Source organism: Variovorax sp. GW823-FHT02B07, from assembly GCF_058797695.1.
The window spans coordinates 2,289,273-2,306,386 of the sequence record NZ_JBXAJX010000001.1; the positions used below are offsets into that span (position 1 = coordinate 2,289,273).

At 69.8% G+C, this 17,114-nt stretch carries 14 protein-coding genes; 1 reads left to right on the forward strand and 13 read right to left on the reverse strand.

The genetic code is table 11. The features are described 5' to 3' along the window. Nucleotides 1-3: 3 nt before the first annotated feature. The 13 genes from AC1RGU_RS10735 to AC1RGU_RS10795 form a co-directional block, all read right to left on the reverse strand. Nucleotides 4-747 carry a GntR family transcriptional regulator gene (locus AC1RGU_RS10735; RefSeq protein WP_307588416.1) on the reverse strand — a complete coding sequence of 248 codons (744 nt, stop codon included), beginning with the start codon at nt 745-747 and terminating at the stop codon, nt 4-6. A 58-nt stretch (nt 748-805) separates the two neighbouring features. Beyond that, nucleotides 806-1,567 carry an aspartate/glutamate racemase family protein gene (locus AC1RGU_RS10740; RefSeq protein WP_159271731.1) on the reverse strand — a complete coding sequence of 254 codons (762 nt, stop codon included), beginning with the start codon at nt 1,565-1,567 and terminating at the stop codon, nt 806-808. 16 nt (nt 1,568-1,583) lie between these two features. Continuing rightward, nucleotides 1,584-3,011: a dihydropyrimidinase gene (hydA, locus tag AC1RGU_RS10745; protein WP_492696391.1), complete on the reverse strand. Its 1,428-nt coding sequence runs from the start codon at nt 3,009-3,011 to the stop codon at nt 1,584-1,586. A 46-nt stretch (nt 3,012-3,057) separates the two neighbouring features. Then, nucleotides 3,058-3,786: a maleate cis-trans isomerase family protein gene (locus AC1RGU_RS10750; RefSeq protein WP_489056676.1), complete on the reverse strand. Its 729-nt coding sequence runs from the start codon at nt 3,784-3,786 to the stop codon at nt 3,058-3,060. A gap of 25 nt (nt 3,787-3,811) precedes the next feature. Beyond that, nucleotides 3,812-5,137, reverse strand: coding sequence for an MFS transporter (locus AC1RGU_RS10755; RefSeq protein WP_492696392.1), 1,326 nt, complete (start codon nt 5,135-5,137; stop codon nt 3,812-3,814). A gap of 218 nt (nt 5,138-5,355) precedes the next feature. After that, nucleotides 5,356-6,582 (reverse strand): pyridoxal-phosphate-dependent aminotransferase family protein, encoded by a 1,227-nt coding sequence (locus tag AC1RGU_RS10760; RefSeq protein ID WP_492696393.1) that lies wholly within the window; start codon nt 6,580-6,582, stop codon nt 5,356-5,358. A gap of 37 nt (nt 6,583-6,619) precedes the next feature. Beyond that, entirely contained in the window at nt 6,620-7,390 is a 771-nt protein-coding gene (locus AC1RGU_RS10765) for a fumarylacetoacetate hydrolase family protein (protein ID WP_492696394.1), read from the reverse strand. A gap of 32 nt (nt 7,391-7,422) precedes the next feature. Next, the gene (locus AC1RGU_RS10770) at nt 7,423-8,217 is read right to left on the reverse strand and encodes a 2-keto-4-pentenoate hydratase (protein ID WP_492696395.1); all 795 of its coding nucleotides are present in this window, start codon (nt 8,215-8,217) and stop codon (nt 7,423-7,425) included. After that, nucleotides 8,193-9,569 carry an amidase gene (locus tag AC1RGU_RS10775; RefSeq protein WP_492696396.1) on the reverse strand — a complete coding sequence of 459 codons (1,377 nt, stop codon included), beginning with the start codon at nt 9,567-9,569 and terminating at the stop codon, nt 8,193-8,195. The genes AC1RGU_RS10770 and AC1RGU_RS10775 overlap by 25 nt, the downstream gene beginning before the upstream one ends. Nucleotides 9,570-9,575: 6 nt before the next feature. Further along, a complete protein-coding gene (locus tag AC1RGU_RS10780; RefSeq protein WP_492696397.1) occupies nt 9,576-10,616 on the reverse strand; it encodes a TRAP transporter substrate-binding protein in 1,041 nt (346 codons plus the stop codon). 55 nt (nt 10,617-10,671) lie between these two features. Beyond that, nucleotides 10,672-11,979, reverse strand: coding sequence for a TRAP transporter large permease (locus AC1RGU_RS10785; RefSeq protein ID WP_307588435.1), 1,308 nt, complete (start codon nt 11,977-11,979; stop codon nt 10,672-10,674). Next, on the reverse strand, nt 11,976-12,632 hold the full coding sequence (locus AC1RGU_RS10790; protein ID WP_492696398.1) for a TRAP transporter small permease subunit: 657 nt from the start codon (nt 12,630-12,632) through the stop codon (nt 11,976-11,978). Before AC1RGU_RS10790 ends, AC1RGU_RS10785 begins: the two co-directional genes overlap by 4 nt. Before the next feature lie 148 nt (nt 12,633-12,780). Continuing rightward, nucleotides 12,781-13,608 carry an IclR family transcriptional regulator gene (locus AC1RGU_RS10795; protein ID WP_159271724.1) on the reverse strand — a complete coding sequence of 276 codons (828 nt, stop codon included), beginning with the start codon at nt 13,606-13,608 and terminating at the stop codon, nt 12,781-12,783. Nucleotides 13,609-13,860: 252 nt separating this feature from the next. Between AC1RGU_RS10795 and AC1RGU_RS10800 the strand changes: the two genes are divergently transcribed. After that, on the forward strand, nt 13,861-16,890 hold the full coding sequence (locus tag AC1RGU_RS10800) for a hybrid sensor histidine kinase/response regulator (protein WP_492696399.1): 3,030 nt from the start codon (nt 13,861-13,863) through the stop codon (nt 16,888-16,890). The last annotated feature ends 224 nt before the right edge of the window (nt 16,891-17,114 follow it).

The window sequence follows — 17,114 nt, forward strand, 5'->3', positions numbered from 1 at the left end:
GGTTCAGCTGAACACGCTTTCGAGATCGACCTCTTCCGCGCTGTCGTCCAGCTTCAGGCTCTGCTCGATGTGGTCGAGGTGATGCAGCATCAGCTTCTCGGCGCGCGCGGCGTCGCCGCGGTTCACGGCAGCGACGATTTCCTCGTGCTCGTCGGCGCGGCAGCTGGTGGCCGTGGGGGCGTCGTACAGCGAGATGATCAGGCAGGTCAGCACCGACAGCTCGCGCATCGAGCGCGCCAGCGCCGAGTTGCCGGCCAGCTCGGCCAGCAGCACATGGAACTCGCCCGACAGCCGCACGATGGCGCGCTTGTCGTCGCGGCGCCGTGCATCGGCCTCGAGCTCGATATGGCGTTGCAGGCGCTCCCGCTTGGCGTCGTCGAGCGTACGGATGAGGCGGCGCAGCACGCCGGGCTCGATGAGGCGGCGCGCCTCGAACACATCTTGCGCCTGCTCGATGGTGGGCTTGGCGACGAAGGCGCCGCGCTGCGGCACGAGTTCGACGATCTGCTCGTGCGCCAGCCGGGCCAGCACCTCGCGCACCTTGGCGCGGCTGGTCGCGAAGATCGTGGCCAGCCGGTCTTCGCCCAGCTTCGTGCCCGGCGCGAGACGGTGTTCCAGGATGGCGGCCGAGATCTTCTCGGCGATCTCGTCGACGCTGTGTTCGCGGGCGTTGGGGGCACCGGTCGTGCCGGTGGCGCCAGTCGCGCCGTTCGCGCTGGTCTTGCGGGCTGGGGCTTTGGTGGGCATCGGCGCCGATTCTATCGACGCCCCCTCGAGGCTGCAGAGCGTCACGGGGCCCGCGACCTCAGCCTGGCGCGCGGGCGCCGTCGCGTGCCAGAAGCCGCGCCAGCGCCTCGGGCAGCCCGTGGTTCGGCTTGATCGGCGGCGGCGCAAAACTGCCCAGGCGCGCCGGTGCAGGTGCCAGCGAGACGAGCGTCTGCGCATGGCACACGGCGCTCGACACGCCATCGACCACGGGCACCGGAATGCGGTCCTTGATGGAGCGCGCCAGGCCCGCCAGCGGCGCGCCGGCAATGATGATCACGTCCGCGCCGTCGTCCTCGATGGCCGACATGCACAGGGCCTCCAGCCGCTGGCCGTGGTCGTCCTGCACGTGGCCGATGTCCTTGAGCGGACCGTCCAGGCTGCGGATGCTCGCCAGCCGGTCGATGAGGCCGTTGGCCTGCACGCACTCGCGGTACCAGGCTGTGATGCGCCGCGAGATCGCGACGATCGAGAAGCGCTTGCCGAGCAGGCACGCGCTCATGAGCGCGGCTTCGGTGAGGCCGACCACAGGGATGTCGAGCGCCTCGCGCAGGCCGTCGATGCCGGGGTCGCCGAAGGCCGCGACCACGATGGCGTCGTGCCGCGTGTGGTGCTCGGCCGCGAGCGTGGCGGCGGCGTAGGCGCCGATCAGCGATTCGAAGCGGGTCTCGATGTAGGCCACGCCGAAAGGCGCCGTGAGCACCTCGATGTGCGTGTCGCTCGCGGCCGCGCGCCGGGCCTCGGCCGCGATCAGGTCGGAGACGCTTTGCGAGGTGTTGGGGTTGATGAGCAGCAGGTTCATGGCGGTGGCTCCAGGTTCAGGCGGGTCGGCGGCTCGGCAGCAAGGTGGGCTCGCCCCGGCGCAGGAATTCTCCGCGTCCGGCGCGTGGATGGAAGCGTTCGCCGTCCCACACGACTTCGCCGCGTGCCAGCGTCAGCGCCGGCCAGGCTTTCACCTCGATGCCCTCGTAGGGCGTGTAGTCGACGTCGTGGTGCAGGTCGGCATTGCGAATCGCGCGCGGCGTGGTGCCCCAGACCACGAGGTCGGCATCGGCACCGACGGCGATCGTGCCCTTGCGCGGGTGCAGCCCGTAGGCCTTGGCGGGGTTGGTGGACGTCAGCTCGACGAACTTGTTGATGGTGATGCGCCCGTCGAGCACGCCGTGCGAGAACAACAGCGGCAGCCGCGTCTCGATGCCGGGAATGCCGTTCGGGATGTGGCGGAAGGCCACCTCTTCGCCGCCGGGCTTCTTGCCCTCGGGCGCGTCGTAGCGGAACGGCGCATGGTCCGACGAGAAGATCGTGAACAGCCCGTCGGACAGCCCGTTCCAGATCACCTGCTGGTTCTCGCAGTTGCGCGGCGGCGGGCTGCACACGCAGCGCGCGCCCTGGTAGCTGTCGTCGATGCCCAGGTCTTCGGCGGTCAGGAACAAATACTGCGGGCAGGTTTCGGCGAACACGCTCAGGCCGTGCGCGCGCGCCCAGCGGATCTGCTCGACGGCTTCGCGCCCCGACACGTGCACGATCATGATCGGCACGTCGACCAGCTCCGACAGCGCGATGGCACGGTGCGTCGCCTCGCGCTCGACCAACATCGGCCGCGAATGCGCATGAAAGCGCGGCGCGGTGCGCCCGCTGGCTTCGAGCCGCTTGGTCAGCCACTCGATGCAGTCGGCGTTCTCGGCGTGGATCATGGCCATCGCGCCCTGCTCTCTCGCCACCGACAGCACGTCGAGGATCTGGCCGTCGTCCAGCTTCAGATCGTCGTAGGTCATGTAGATCTTGAACGAGGTGTAGCCCTCGGCGATGAGCTGCGGCAGCTCGTACTTGAGCACTTCCTCGGTCGGGTCGCTCACGATCAGGTGGAAGGCGTGGTCGACGTGGGCGCGGCCCTCGGCGCGCTGGTGGTAGTCCTGCACGGCGGCGCGCAGCGACTGGCCCTTCTGCTGCGCGGCGAACGGAATCACGGTGGTGGTGCCGCCGCAGGCGGCGGCGCGGGTGCCGGAGCCGAAGTCGTCGGCCATGCGCACGGGCGGCTCCATCGGCTGGTCGAGGTGGCAGTGGGCGTCGACGCCGCCCGGCGTCACGTAGCGGCCGGCGGCGTCGATCTCCTGCCGGCCGGGCGGCAGGCCGAGGCCAAGCTGCACGATGCGGCCGCCGGCGATGCCGATGTCCGAATCGAAGGTGTCGCTGGCGGTGGCAACGCGGGCGTTGCGCACCACGAGATCGAGGTCGCGGAAGGTCATGGTCTTTCTTTGCTTTTCTGTCTGTTTCGGGGGCGGTGGCGAACGCTCAGGCTGTCGCGTCGAACAGCCGGCCCCAGCCCTTCACGGCGCCCGGCGCGACGCCGACGGTCTTCAGCGCGCGCCAGACCACGGTGGCCACCGAGTCGTAGATCGGGATGCCGAGCTCGCGCTCCATTTCCTCGACCAGCTGCGCGCCGCTCAGGTTCGTGCACATGATGGTGATGGCGTCGGGGCGCTGCTGCGCCACTTCGCGCAGCATGCGGCGCAGCGTGTCGGGCTCGACCTCGCTGAACGAGAAGTTCACCGTGAGGTCCAGGTGGCGCTCGGCCACGCAGTCGATGCCGATGCCCGCGTAGTTGGCGACGATGCGCCGCTGCACGTCCTCGACGTACGGCGACACCAGCCCCAGCGTGCGCGCGCCCTGCGCGGCCAGCAGTTCGTTGAGCGCCAGCACCGAGGTGGTCGCCGGGATGCCGGTGGCTTCGGTGATGCGCGCGCACAGCGCCTGGTCTTTCTCGAAGCCGAGCCAGCTGGCCGAGGTGCCGCTCCAGCAGATGGTGTCGACGCGCGCGTCAGCCAGCAGCCGCGCGGCCTCGAGAATCTTGCTGTCGTCGAACTGGTTCAGCGATGCATCGCGCATCGAGATCTCGGTGACGGTGAAGCGCGAGAAGTGCGCCGACACGCCGGGCACGGCCGCGACCATCGCGCTGGTCAGCGGCTCGAGCGCGGTGTTCGAGGACGGCGTGAGCACGCCGATGAGTTTGCGAGGGGTCATGGGATGGAAGTCCGGGTGGTTGGCATCAGACCGGCAGCTTCTTGCTGTAGTCGATCAGCATCGTCGAGCAGACGAACAGGCCCGCGCCGGCTGCGGTGAACAGCATCAGCGCCATGAAGTACGAGCCCGTGGCCTGCACGATGAGGCCGACCACGATCGGCACGCCGATGCCCGCCACGTTGCCGCCCAGGTTCATCGTGCCGCCCAGGAAGCCGACCCGGGCACGCGTGCCGAGGATCGACGGCACGCACCAGAACAGGCCGCACCAGCGCAGGAAGAACAGCGTGACCGACAGCAGCACCACCACGGCGACCGGGTCCGTGATCCGCGTCACCATGAAGATGGCGATGGTCGCGATGATCGACGAGATACCGAACAGCGTACGCAGCACCTTGCTCTGCGACGCGCCGGCCGCCATCCATTTGTCGGCCAGCCAGCCGCCGAACATTTCGCCGACGAAGCCCGAGAAGAACATGATGAACACCGCACCGCCCATCTGCTTGATGTCGAAGCCGTGCACCTTCGACAGGTAGTTGGGCATCCAGGTGAGCAGGCCGTAGAACAGCGCGTTGAAGCACATCCAGCCGAAGAACATGCCCCACACCGAGCGGTAGCGGAAGAAGTCGAGCACGCGGCCGCTGGCATTGGCCGATTCCTTGGCGGCGTCGGCGGCGTGGCTGGCCTCGATGTAGCGCGCCTCGGCCTCGTTCACGTCGGGATGCTGGCGCGGATGGTTGCGGATGTAGCGCCAGGCGAAGTAGCCGGCGATGACGGTGCCGACACCGGCGATCACGAAGGCCAGGCGCCACGAGCCGAGCACGGCGATCAGCGCCGAGATCAGGATCGCGCCCAGCGCCGCGCCCAGGGGCGCGCCGCCGTCGAGCAGAGTGGCGCCGCGCCCGCGTTCGGTCTGCGTCATCCAGATGCCGTTGAGCTTGCCGCCCGCGGGGTAGATCGGCGCTTCGGCCGCGCCCAGGCCCAGCCGCGTGAGCAGCAGGGGCACCCAGCCGGTGCAAGCCGCAGCGATGGCCTGGAAGAAGCCCCAGCCCACGGTGGCGCCGGCAATGACGACGCGTGGGCCGAAGCGGTCGGCCAGCATGCCGCCCGGAATCTGCATCAGCGCGTAGGTCCAGAAGAAGGAACTGAGCAGCAGGCCCTGCACGGCCGGGCCGATGTCGAATTCCTTGGCGATCAGCGGCATGGCCACCGAGAGCGAGGCCCGGTCGATGTAGTTGATCGAGATCAGGAACAACATCATCAGGAAGATCTTCCAGCGCACCTTGGTGGGCTGGAGCGTGTCGTCGGGCGCTGCGGCGGTCGCCTTGGCGCCGTCCGTCATGGTGTTTTGCATCGGTTTGTCTCCTTGCAGTGGCACGGATGCCAGCTTGCAAGGAAACGACCCGGCACGCTGGCGAACTTTGCAGTCGCGGGTCGGGCTGGTCCGGTCCAGTGCACCACCGAGGCTGTGGAGCGGAATTTAGGCTTTGTCGAAATTAACGTCAACATCAATGTTGACAATCTTGTTGACGATAATGGCAAACACCTAGACCGCAGCCCCTTCCCGGGGGATCACGCGGCGTTGGCGGCCGGTGTTTCCGCAAAGTACGCCATGGCCGCCAGCACCCCGCTGCCGGCCACCGGCACGCCCGCCAGCTTGAAACCCATCTCGATGCCGGTCAATGCGGCCATCAGCGTGAGGTCGTTGCAGTCGCCCAGGTGTCCGATGCGGAACATGCGGCCCCGCAGCTTGCCCAGGCCCGCGCCCAGCGAGAGGTCGAAGCGCTGGTGGATGAGGCGGCGCAGCGCATCGGCATCGACGCCCTGCGGCGTGATGACGCCGGTCAGCACGGGCGAGTGCACGCGCGCGTCGGCACACTGCGTCGGCAGGCCCCAGGCCTGCACGGCGGCGCGCACTCCCTGGCCCCAGCGCTGGTGGCGCGCGAAGATCACCGGCAGGCCCTGCTCGAGCACCATGTCCAGCGCCTCGCTGAGGCCGTACAGCAGGTTCGTGCTCGGCGTGTAGGGCCAGTAGCCGCCCTGGTTCATCTCGATGATCTCGTCCCAGGCCCAGAAGGCCTTGGGCAGGCGCGCCGTCTTCGCCACCTCGAGCGCCTTGGGCGACACCGCGTTGAAGCTGATGCCCGGCGGCAGCATGAGGCCCTTCTGCGAGCCGCTGACGGTGACGTCCACGCCCCATTCGTCGTGCCGGTAGTCGGCACTCGCCAGGCCCGAGATGGTGTCGACCATCAGCAGCGCCGGATGGCCCGCCGCATCGATCGCGCGACGCACTGCGGCGATGTCGGAGGTGACGCCGGTCGAGGTCTCGTTGTGCACCACGCACACGGCCTTGATGTGGTGCGTGGTGTCCTGGCGCAGGCGCTGCTCGATGAGGTCGGCCTGCACGCCGTGGCGCCAGCTGCGCGGCAGGCCCGTCTCGTCGCTGCCTTCGAGCGCGAGGAACTCGGGCTCCAGGCCGAGCCGGCGCGCCATCTTCTGCCACAGCGTCGCGAAGTGGCCGGTCTCGAACATCAGCACGTGGTCGCCCGGGCTCATCACGTTGACCAGCGCCGCTTCCCACGCGCCGGTGCCCGACGCGGGATAGACGACAACCGGGTGCCGGGTCTGGAACACCTGCTGCAGCCCGCCGATGACCTTCTTGCCCAGCGTGGCGAACTCGGGCCCGCGGTGGTCGATGGTCGGCAGGCTGATGGCCCGCAGGATGCGGTCGGGCACGGGGCTGGGGCCCGGAATCTGCAGGAAGTGGCGGCCGCTGGGGTGGTTGTCGAGCGCGATCATGGGGGTTGTCTCCGTTCTGGATGGGTTGTGGAAATTGCTAGAGCTGCACCGACGCGTGGCCGATGCCCGGGAATTCGGCGGTGACGAGGTCGCCCTCGCCCGCTTCGAGAATGCCGACCCAGGTGCCGGTCGTGACGACGGTGCCGGCCGCGACGGTCTGGCCATGGCGCGTGGCGTGGCGCAGCCACACGGGCAGCAGCCAGGCGGGATCGCCGAGCGAATGCGTGCCGCGACGCATCACGGTCGCGCGCGCGCCGATGCGCACCTCGCAGGCCTGCGCGGCCCAGTCGCGGGCGACGAAAGGCACCCACTCGCCCAGCACCAGCGCGCCGTGCGATTGCAGGTCGGCCAGCTTGCACAGCGCGGGCGCGTCGAGGGCCTCCTGCCAGCGGGAATCGACGATCTCGATCGAGACCGTCATGGCGTCGACCAGGGCGCGTGCGCTGTCGACGTCGAGCGTCGCCGCCAACGCCGCATCGACGTCGCGCCCAATGCGCAACGCGATCTCGGCCTCGATGCCCCGCAGATGGAACGGCCAGTCGCCGGCCGTGGCCGGGCTGGTCCATACGCCGCGCGGCGGCAGCGGCGCATGCGTCAGCACGGCATCGCGTGACGGGCCGCCGGCCTTCCAGTACCGGGGCGGCGCCGCACCGAACCAGCCGAGCGCCTGCGCCACCTGCTGCTGCACGGCGTAGGCCTCGTCGGCCTGCGCGAGCCCTCCGGCCACGTCGGCCGCCGGGCTCGCGACGTGCGCGCCGCGCGCACGCACCAGCGCCTGCGCCACCGCGTCGATCGTTGAATGGGACATATCGGGTTCCTCCAGTGATCCCAGGAAAGAAATCAGAAGCGCGCGTGCAACGGCGCGAGCCCCTTCACTTCCGCCCGCACGGCCGTGCCCTGCGAGGCGAACAACATGCCGGTGCACGAACCGGTCGTCACGACCTGGCCGGCCCGCAGGCCCTGGCCCCGCGCCGCGCCTTCGTTGGCCAGCCACACGAGCAGCGCACCGACGTCGGGGTGCGTGTGCTCCCCGACCGTGTGGGCGACGACCTGCGCGTCGAAATGCATCACGACCTCGGTCTGTGCGAGGTCGAGCCACGACCGTTCGAAAGGCGCGGGCTCGCCGAGCACCAGGCCGCCGTGGCACAGCAGGTCGGCGAGCAGCGCCGAGGGGCTGGCGTCGAGCCAGTCGATGAGCCGGGTCTCCGCCACCTCGATCACGGGCAGCACCGCGTCGATGGCACCGGCGACCTCGTCGCGCGTATAGGGCAACGCGCGCGGCGGCAGGTCGGTGCCGAGGCGGAACGCGAGCTCGGCCTCGACGCCGCGCAGATGCCATGCACCGCCGACCAGCGACGCGCCGCCGGGCACCAGCCCTTCGGCCGGCAGCGGCGCGCACACGGGCTCGCGCCCCGGCGCGCTCGCGCCGACCTTCCAGCCGCCGACCGCACCGAGCGCCGCCAGCGTCGCGTCCTGAATCGCGTAGGCGGCGCGCCGGTCGTGCGACGGCAGCAGCGACGACATCACGCGCCGCCCGTCGCGCCGCGCGCGGCACAGCGCCTGCGCGGCCTCGGCCGGCGCGAGCTGCGCCGCCACGGCCTCGGCCAGCGTCACAACGCGGGGAAGCGCCGCCACGGATGGGCCTGTTCGAACGAGCGCGCGAGCGCGAGCAAGGCGTCGTCCGCGCCTTCGCGCGCCACGAGCTGCACGCCGACCGGCAGCGGCCCCGCAAAGCCGCAGGGCAGCGCGATGGCGGGCAGGCCCACGGCGTTCGCGAAGCCGGCGAACACCGCATGGCCGCGCGGGCCGACCTCGCGCCCGTCGATGCGCGTCGGATGCGTCTCGCCGGCGGGCCAAGGCAAGGCCGCGGCGGCGGGCGTGAGCAGGAAGTCGTAGCGGTCGAACAGTTGCGCCAGCGTGTTGCGCAGCCGCTCGGCTTCGTACAGCAGCTCGAACAGCTCGCTCGCGCTGGCCTTGCGGCCGTTCTCGGCGTTCGCCTGCATCGCGGGGCCGAACAGCGACGCGTCGAAGGGCCGGCTCGACAGCTCCTGTGGATGCGCCACCAGCCAGGCCAGCCCGACCTGCGCCAGCAGCGGCCAGCGCTGGTTGACCGCTTCGGCGATGCCGAAGTCCTGCGCCGTCGTCACCTCGTGGCCGAGTTCGGCCATGTGGCGCGCGGCGGCCTCGGTGAGCGCCGCGATCTGCGGATCGACCGGGTGATCGCCGAAGCGCGGAATGAAGAGAATGCGCGCGCGTCGCGGGCCCGCGCCCTCCTCCACCGGCCAGTCGCCGATCACCTGCATCACGGCCGCCACGTCGGCCACGCTGCGCGCGATCGGGCCCGCGACCTCGAAGCCCAGGAAGATCGGCGGCAGCCCGTCGCCGCGCGGCACGCGAGCGCGCGAGGGCTTGAAGCCCACGAGGTTGGTGTGCGAGGCCGGCCGGCGGATGGAGCCGCCGCCGTCGGTGCCCAGCGCAATGGGGCAGCCGCCCGCGGCCACCAGCGCCACCGCGCCGCCCGACGAGCCGCCGGGCGTGAGCGCCGGGTCCCACGGGTTGCCGGTGGGGCCGAACACCGGGTTGTCGGTGTAACCCTGCATCGTGAACTCGGGCACGTTGGTCTTGCCGAAGATCACGGCACCGGCCTCGCGCAGCCTGGCCACCGGCAGCTCGTCGCGCTCGGCCAGCACACCGGCCAGCGCGCGGCTGCCCCAGTGCGTCGGCAGGCCGCGCACCTGCAGGTTGTCCTTGATGGTGACGGGCACGCCGTCGAGCGCGCCCAGCGCCCGGCCACTGCGCCAGCGCGCGGTGCTTTGCTCCGCCGCGTGCGTGGCGCCTTCGCTGTCGAGCGTGATGAGCGCGTTCAGCCGCGGGTTGACCTCGGCGCTGCGCTGCAGGCAGGCATGCAGCGCATCGGTCGGGGTGAACGCCGCATCGCGAAAGCCTGCGGCGAGCTCGGTCGCGGTGAGTTGCCAGAGCGATGGCATACCGGGCTACTTGAGACCGACCACCGGGCCGACGACCTGCTTCCAGGTGGCCGAGCACTTGTCGTAGGACTTGTCGCAGAGTTCGCTCCAGATCGGCAGCGACACCGTGGTCAGCGCGTCGCGGATCATCTGCTGGTCGCCCGGCTTCACCGGCACGTCCTTCATCGCGAACTTCTTGACGGTCTTGCACGGCTCCTTGCCGACATTGCAGCGCGACGCATCGTCGAACAGCTCCTTCGAATAGCCCCACACCTCGGTCTCGAACTTGCGGAAGGCGTCGGTGAGCTTCGTCTTCTGCTCGGCGCTCAGCGCGTTCCACTTCTGCAGGTTGATCGCATACGCGTTGAGCGCGATCTGGAAGCCGATCGGCATGAAGTGCGTGGTGACCTCGGGCCAGCCCGCCGAGTTGGCCGAGCTCGGGCCGGTGATGGCGCAGTCGGTCACGCCGCGCTCCAGCGCCTGCTGCGTCTCGCCGAAGGGAATGGTCACGGGAATGCCGCCGAGCTTCTCGATGAACTTGGCGAGCGACTGGTCGTACACGCGCACCTTCTTGCCCTTCAGGTCGGCCAGGCCGCCGATCGCGACCTTGCAGAACACCACCTGCGGGCCGAAGGGATAGATGCCCAGCAGCTTGCCGCCGTGGCGCTCCTGCAGCCGCTTGTCGAAAGCGTCGCGGTAGGCATCGACCACCTTGCGCGCCACCTCGTAGTCGGTCGACAGGCCCACGATGTCGGGGCCCAGGAAGAAAGGCTCGTCGCGCGACACCTGCGCCAGGCGCAGGGTGACGATGTCGAACAGACCCGACTTCAGCACGCGCAGGCCGTCGGCGTCCTTCACGCCCAGCACGTCCATCGGCTTGTAGTCGGCGTCGATGGGCAGCCCCGTGTTCTTCGCGAAGTTCTCGAAGAAGGGCTGCTCCTTGGTCTGCTGGATCAGCCCGGTGGCCACCAGGTTGCCGGCCACGCGCAGGCGGGCGTTGTCCGCCTGCGCCGGCAGTGCCAGCGCCAGGGTGGCCGCGATCAGCGGGAGAACGAATTTCAGTTGCATGCCTGACTCCTTGAAAGGTTGAAAGGTGATTCGAGAGCGGGAGAAAAAAGTACCGTCACTTGCCGAACAGCAGGTTCGGCAGGTAGGTCGCGATCCAGGGGTTGTGGATCAGGATCGCGGTCATCACAACCATGGCGACGAAGAAGGGCAAGGTGCCCTGGAACACGTCGTTGATCGAGCCTTCACCACGCACGCCCTGGATCACGTAGAGCGTCATGCCGATCGGCGGGCTGATCAGCGAGATCTCGCACATCAGCACCATGAAGACGCCGAAGAACACGGGGTCGATGCCCGCGGCCTGCACGATGGGGAACACCACCGGCAGCGTGCCCACGAGCATCGGCATGGTCTCCAGCGCGATGCCGAGCACCAGGTACAGCGCTGCCAGCATCCACAGCAGCATGATGGGCGACACGTCGGCCGACTTGATGAGGCTGGCCAGCGCCTGCGGCACGCCCAGCATCGAGAGCACGAAGTTCAGGTACAGCGCCGCCACCAGGATCAGCGCCGTCATCGCCGTGAGCCGCATGGTCGAGCGGAAGCACTCGTGCAGCATCGCGATGTTCAGCTTGCGGTAGCCCGCCGCGATGGGCAGGCAGACGATCACGCCCAGCGCCGCGCTTTCGGTGACGGTGGCCCAGCCCGTGTAGATGCCGCCCATCACCACCGCGAACACGGCCAGCGGGCCCAGCAGGTGCACCGAGTGACGCAGCTTCTCCGCCAGCGCGGTGCGGCCTTCGCGAACGCCCGCCACCGACGGCCGCCACACGCAGATCGCCAGGATCGTGAGCAGGAACAGCACCGTCATGATCGCGCCGGGCAGGATGCCGGCCATGTACAGCCGCGCCGCCGAGGTGTTGGTCATCGAGCCGTAGATGATGAAAGCCACCCCGGGCGGAATCAGGTTGCCCAGGCTGGCGCCGGCGGCGATGGTGCCCAGCACCATGCGCTGGTCGTAGTTGCGGTTCTTGAAGGCGGGCAGCGCGACGGTCGAGATGGTGGCCGCGGTCGCCACCGACGAGCCCGACACCGCGGAGAACAGCGCCGATGCACCGATGTTGGTGTGCAGCAGCCCGCCCGGCATGCGGTTGAGCCACTGGCCCAGCGACTGGTACATCTTGTCGGTGGCGCCGCCGCGCATCAGGATCTCGCCCAGCAGGATGTACAGCGGGATCGACAGCAGCAGGTAGTCTTCGCCGGCGGCCCAGAGCTGCTCGCCGACGGCGTTGATGGCGGGCATGCCGAAGTGGATCAGCGACCCGAGCAGGCCGACGACCAGCATCGTGGTCGCGACGTGAAAGCCCAGGAACATCAGGCCCAGCATGATCGCCAGGCCGGCCAGAATTTCGAGCGGCCCGATCACGAGGCGACTCCGGTGGCGCTGGCCACGTTGGTGGCGGCGTGTTCGGCCGGTGGCTGCGCCGGGCTCTTGATCTGGACCTCGGTCTCGGCCTCGATCTCTTCCTCGAGCGTCTGCGGCCCGAAGCGCTCGTTGAGCTCGCCCGTGCGGCGCCGCACGAACAGGCGCAGCGCATCGAAGGCCGCCCAGGCCGCGACCAGCGCGAACATCAGGTAGCCGCCGAGCCAGATCGATTGCGGAATCCACATCGGCGTGGCGAGCGGCGTGGCGGCCGTGCTTTGCAGCTCGATGCTCTCGACCACGACGTTGTAGCCGCGCCAGAGGCACAGCATCGCCAGCAGTGCGAGGCTCACCATCGCGAGCATGTTGAGCAGCGCGCGCGTGCCGACCGAGAAGCGCGACAGCAGGAAGTCGACCCGCGTGTGGCTGCGCGTGATCAGCGTGTAGGCGAAGCCGAAGGCGCCGACGATGCCGTAGGTGTAGGAGCCGATCTCGTCGATGCCCTGCAGGCTGAACGAGAACACCTTGCGGCCGAGCATTTCGACGCAGGTCATGACGGACAGCGCGATCAGCCACCAGCCGCAGGCGATCACGGTCCAGTCGCAAACCCGCGTCAGCGTTCGGCTGATGCCGTGCTGTGGAAGCAATGTTTTCATGGTTTTGTGCAAGGAGGTGCGGTTGAAGGGCAAGCCATTGGAGCGCGCGCCGCACGCGCGCAGCGGACTATCCCGCTGCGCGGGACGGTCGGAAAAACGGCTTAGGAATCAAGCACTTGGCGCGCTGCGCCAGTGGAATGCGCGCGCCTCAGCGGGCGCGTCCGCCGTAGGCGGCGGTGATCTCGTCGGCGGCGGCGCGCACGGTGGCGCCCAGGTGCGGGAAGTCGGTGCTCTTGATGCGCTGCGTCGGGCCGACCAGCGAGATCGCCCCGAAGGGCTGGCCATGCTCGTCGCGGATGGCCGCGGCAATGCAGCGCAGGCCGACCGCGTTCTGCTCGTCGTCGATTGCATGGCCCGCGCGGCGCACTTCGCCCAGCGTTTCATGCAGCCGCGAGGCGCGCGCGATCGTGTTGTTGGTGAGCTTGGGCAGGCCGTAGGTGCGCAGGTACTGCAGCACGTCGTCTTCCGACATCGCCGCCAGGATCGCCTGCCCCATCGCGGTGCCATGCAGCGGCGCACGGAAGCCCGGCTTGCCGATGGCGCGCATGAGTTCGCGGCTCTCGACCTGCGTGACGAACACGATGTCGCCCAGGTCGGCGATACCCAGGTTGATGCTCTCGCCCGTGCTGTCGCGCAGCCGGCGCATCACCGGCAGCGCCAGGTGCGCGATGCGGCGGCGGCGCCCGAAGGCCGCGCCCACCGAGAAGCAGCGCACGCCCACGTACCAGAGGTTGGTCTCGCGATCGAACTGCACGAAGCGCCGCTGCTCGAGCGTGGTGAGCAGCCGGTGCGCGGTGGACGACGACAGGCCCGTGTGCGCCGCGATGTCGACCAGCCGGAAGCCTTCGTCGTCTTCGGCCAGGAGTTCGAGCAGCTGCATGGCGCGCGTGAGCGACTGCACGGTGCTGTCGTTGTCGCGGTCGATGCGGGTGACCTTGGGGGCCTTGGCGGAAGTGCGCGGCGAGCTGGCTGTCATGGCGTGCCTTGTGCAAATTGCGTGCCATCCGGCCTGCCCGTCCGGCACGCGATCTGGCCGCCGATGGTCTGCGACAAACGATCTGTCAACCACGGTGTTTGCACCAATGTCGACATTTCTTGATACAGCGATCACTCGATGCGCCCCGCAGGCGTGCATCGCGCCCGTCCCTGCGGTGCGCCCGCACGCACGGCGGTGCCCTACCATCGCGGGCATCTTCTTCCTGCCCGCTCCGATCACCCGGATGCCATGATGCCCAGCGATCTCCCGCGTTTCTTCGGCTTCGGCGCGTCGCGCGCCACCCCACGCGGTGTGATCAGCCTGCTGAACCGCTACCAGCGCGCGCTGCTGTACGTGGGCGGCGCCGTCACCTCGCTCGTGCTGCTGGCCGCCACCGGCGTGATGCTCTCGTCGCAGGTGCGCGACTACGTGGCCGAGCGGCAGGCCGAGTTCAATGCGCGCAAGGCGCTGCTTCACCTCGAACTTTTCGTGCGCCAGGGCTCGGCGCGGATCAACATCTTTCACGAGGAAGGCGCCTGGGAGCGGCGCGCGCGCGCGCCGCAGTCGCTGGTCGACGCCTTTGCCGCGCACGAGGGCCGGCTGGTGCTGCCCAGCAACAAGGACTTCCCGCCGATGCTGCTGCTGGGCGACCTCTCGGCGCAGCGCCCGGCCGACAGCTTCGCGCAGTACCTCGGGCTGGCCGAAGAGGTCGGCTACCGCTCGGCGGCCTACACGAAGACGCTGACGCTGCACTCCAGCTATTTCTATGCGCCCGACCTGCGCTTCCTGGCCGTGGTGCCGGCGCCCGCCGCGGCCGACCTGTTCGAACGTCACGGCGCGCGCACCACCGAAGACCTGCTCCAGCGCATCGCGCCGCCCGAGCTCGGCGACCTGAACGACCCGGCCGTCGTCGCCCGCCTGCGCGACAGCGGCACGGCCGTGTGGCTGCCGCCGGCCGTCAGCCCCTTCACCGGCGAGACGGTGCTGCGGCTGGCGCAGCCCGGCTTCCACGACGGCAAGCCCTTCGTCGTGCTGGTGAACGACTACCCGCTGGACATCATCACCGCGCACCTGTCGAACGAGCGCCACGACGAGGCCTCGATGTTCGTGGACCCGTCGGGCCGGGTGATCGCCGAGACGCACGGCCCCAGCGGCACCGAGGGCCTGCAGGCGCGCGCGCTGCAGCTCTCGCAGCCGTCGCTGGCCGCGAACGGCGCCACGCTGCAGTACCGCGACGGCCTCTTCACCCTGCGCGCCCCGATCGCCGACGCCGACTGGACCTACCTCTACGCCTTTTCGTGGCGCACCATCGCGTCCGAGCTGGGCCTGCGGTTCGCGCTCTATGCGGGCGCCATGCTGTTGCTCATCGCCTTCGTCTGGGCCGCGCTGCTCCTGCTCGACCGCAAGGTGTTCCGGCCCGGCTATGCGCGCTCCCAGCGCATCGTGGAAAGCGAGAACCTCAACCGCACCATGGTCGCGACCACGCCCTCGGGCCTGGCGCTGCTGCGCTACCCCTCGGGCGAGGTGCTGCTGCAGAACCAGGTGATGCAGGCCTGCACCGACACCGCGCGGCCTGAAGACCCGCCCCTGCCGCAGCGCCTGCTGCGCCTGTACGACGACGCGCCCGGCGCTCCCGAATGGCTGCCCGACCTGGAACTGCCCGTGACGCTGGCCGGCGGCGAGGTCACCGAGCTGCTCGTGAGCGTGGTGCGCACCAAGTACCAGGGCAGCGACGTGCTGCTGTGCAACTTCTCCGACATCACGACGCGCAAGAACGCCGAGCGTGCACTCGAAAGCGCGCGCGAGGCCGCGCACCAGGCCAACCATGCGAAGTCGGCCTTCCTGGCCATGATGAGCCACGAGATCCGCACGCCGCTGAACGCGATCATGGGCAACCTCGAGCTGCTGCAGCGCTCGCCGCTGTCGGCCGCGCAGAACGAGCGGCTCGGCGCCGTGACGTCGTCGTCGACCGCGCTGCTGGGCATCATCAACGACATCCTCGACTTCTCGAAGATCGAGTCGGACCAGATGCGCCTGGAGTCGATCCGCTTCGACCTCGCGGACACGGCGCGGCAGGTGATCGCGGTCTTCACGCCGCTGGCGCAGGCCAAGCGCCTGGCGCTCGATTGCGTGATCGACGACGCCCTCGCCCCGCACCACCTCGGCGACCCGACGCGCATCCGCCAGCTGCTGATGAACCTGCTGAGCAACGCCATCAAGTTCACCGACACCGGCGACGTGCTGCTCGAGGTCTACCTGAAGGACGACGCCGACCCGGCCTCGCCGGTGGTGATCGGCGTGAGCGACACCGGCATCGGCATGACGGCGGCGCAGCAGAAGGCGCTGTTCGAGCCCTTCACGCAGGCCGACAGCAGCATTGCGCGCCGCTTCGGCGGCACCGGCCTGGGGCTGGCGCTGTGCCGCCGGCTGGCCGGGCTCATGGGTGGCGACATCCAGGTGGTGAGCTCGCCGGGCAAGGGCAGCACCTTCCTGGTCACGCTGCCGCTGCCGGCCGCGCCCGCCCTGCCCCCCCGCGCGCCCGCACCGCCGGCCACCGGCGCCGACACGGCCGCGCCGGCGGCGCACATCCTCGTGGTGGACGACCATCCGGCCAACCGCGAGCTGGTGAAGGTGCAGCTCGAGGCGCTGGGCTACACCTCCGACCAGGCCTCGGGCGGCCTGCAGGCGCTGGACCTGTTCGCCCGGCGGCGGCACGACCTCATCATCACCGACATCAACATGCCGGGCATGGACGGCTACACGCTGGCACGCGCGCTGCGCGCACAGGGCTCGCGCGTGCCCATCGTGGCGCTCACGGCCGACGTCGCGGTGCGCGAACGCGAGCGCTGCGAATCGGCGGGCATCGACACCGCGCTGATCAAGCCCATCCTGCTGGACACGCTCGACCAGACCGTGCGGCAGTTGACCCTGCGCGACCCCGAGGCCGCACCATTGGCCGGCGCCCGGCGGCAGGACATCGCGCAAGGCACCCTGCCCGCGTCGGTGCACCAGCCGCTCGCGCAGTCACTGGCCGACACCGCGGCGGCCATCCGCGCGGCGCTGGACGCCGGCGACAGCGCCGCGCTCGGTGCCGGGCTGCATTCGCTGCGCGGCGCCTTCGCGCTGATCCACGAAGCCGGGCTCGCCGCCGACTGCGTCGCCATGGAAACGCAGCTGCGCGACGCCGACCTGCCCGCGCTGGCGCAGGCCTTCGAACGCTTCGAGCCGGCGGCGCGCGCCGCGCTCGCACGCCGGGCGCCCGAGGGCGCGGCCGCGGCCTGAAGCCGCCCGGGTCCGAACCCGTTTTCGGACCCGATCCGATCCGCCGGCGCCCCCGGTCCTAGCCCCGGGCACCCCGCGTCTTACAAATTAGGACGGGTCCTATGCATTGGCGGCCCGCTATCGGATCAGGCCGCTTAACGCAGGACCGATGCCCTCCTAAAGTCCAGTCATCCCCTGCTGGCCCCGCCCGAGGCACCCGCCACCGGCCCCTTTTTCAGACGTCC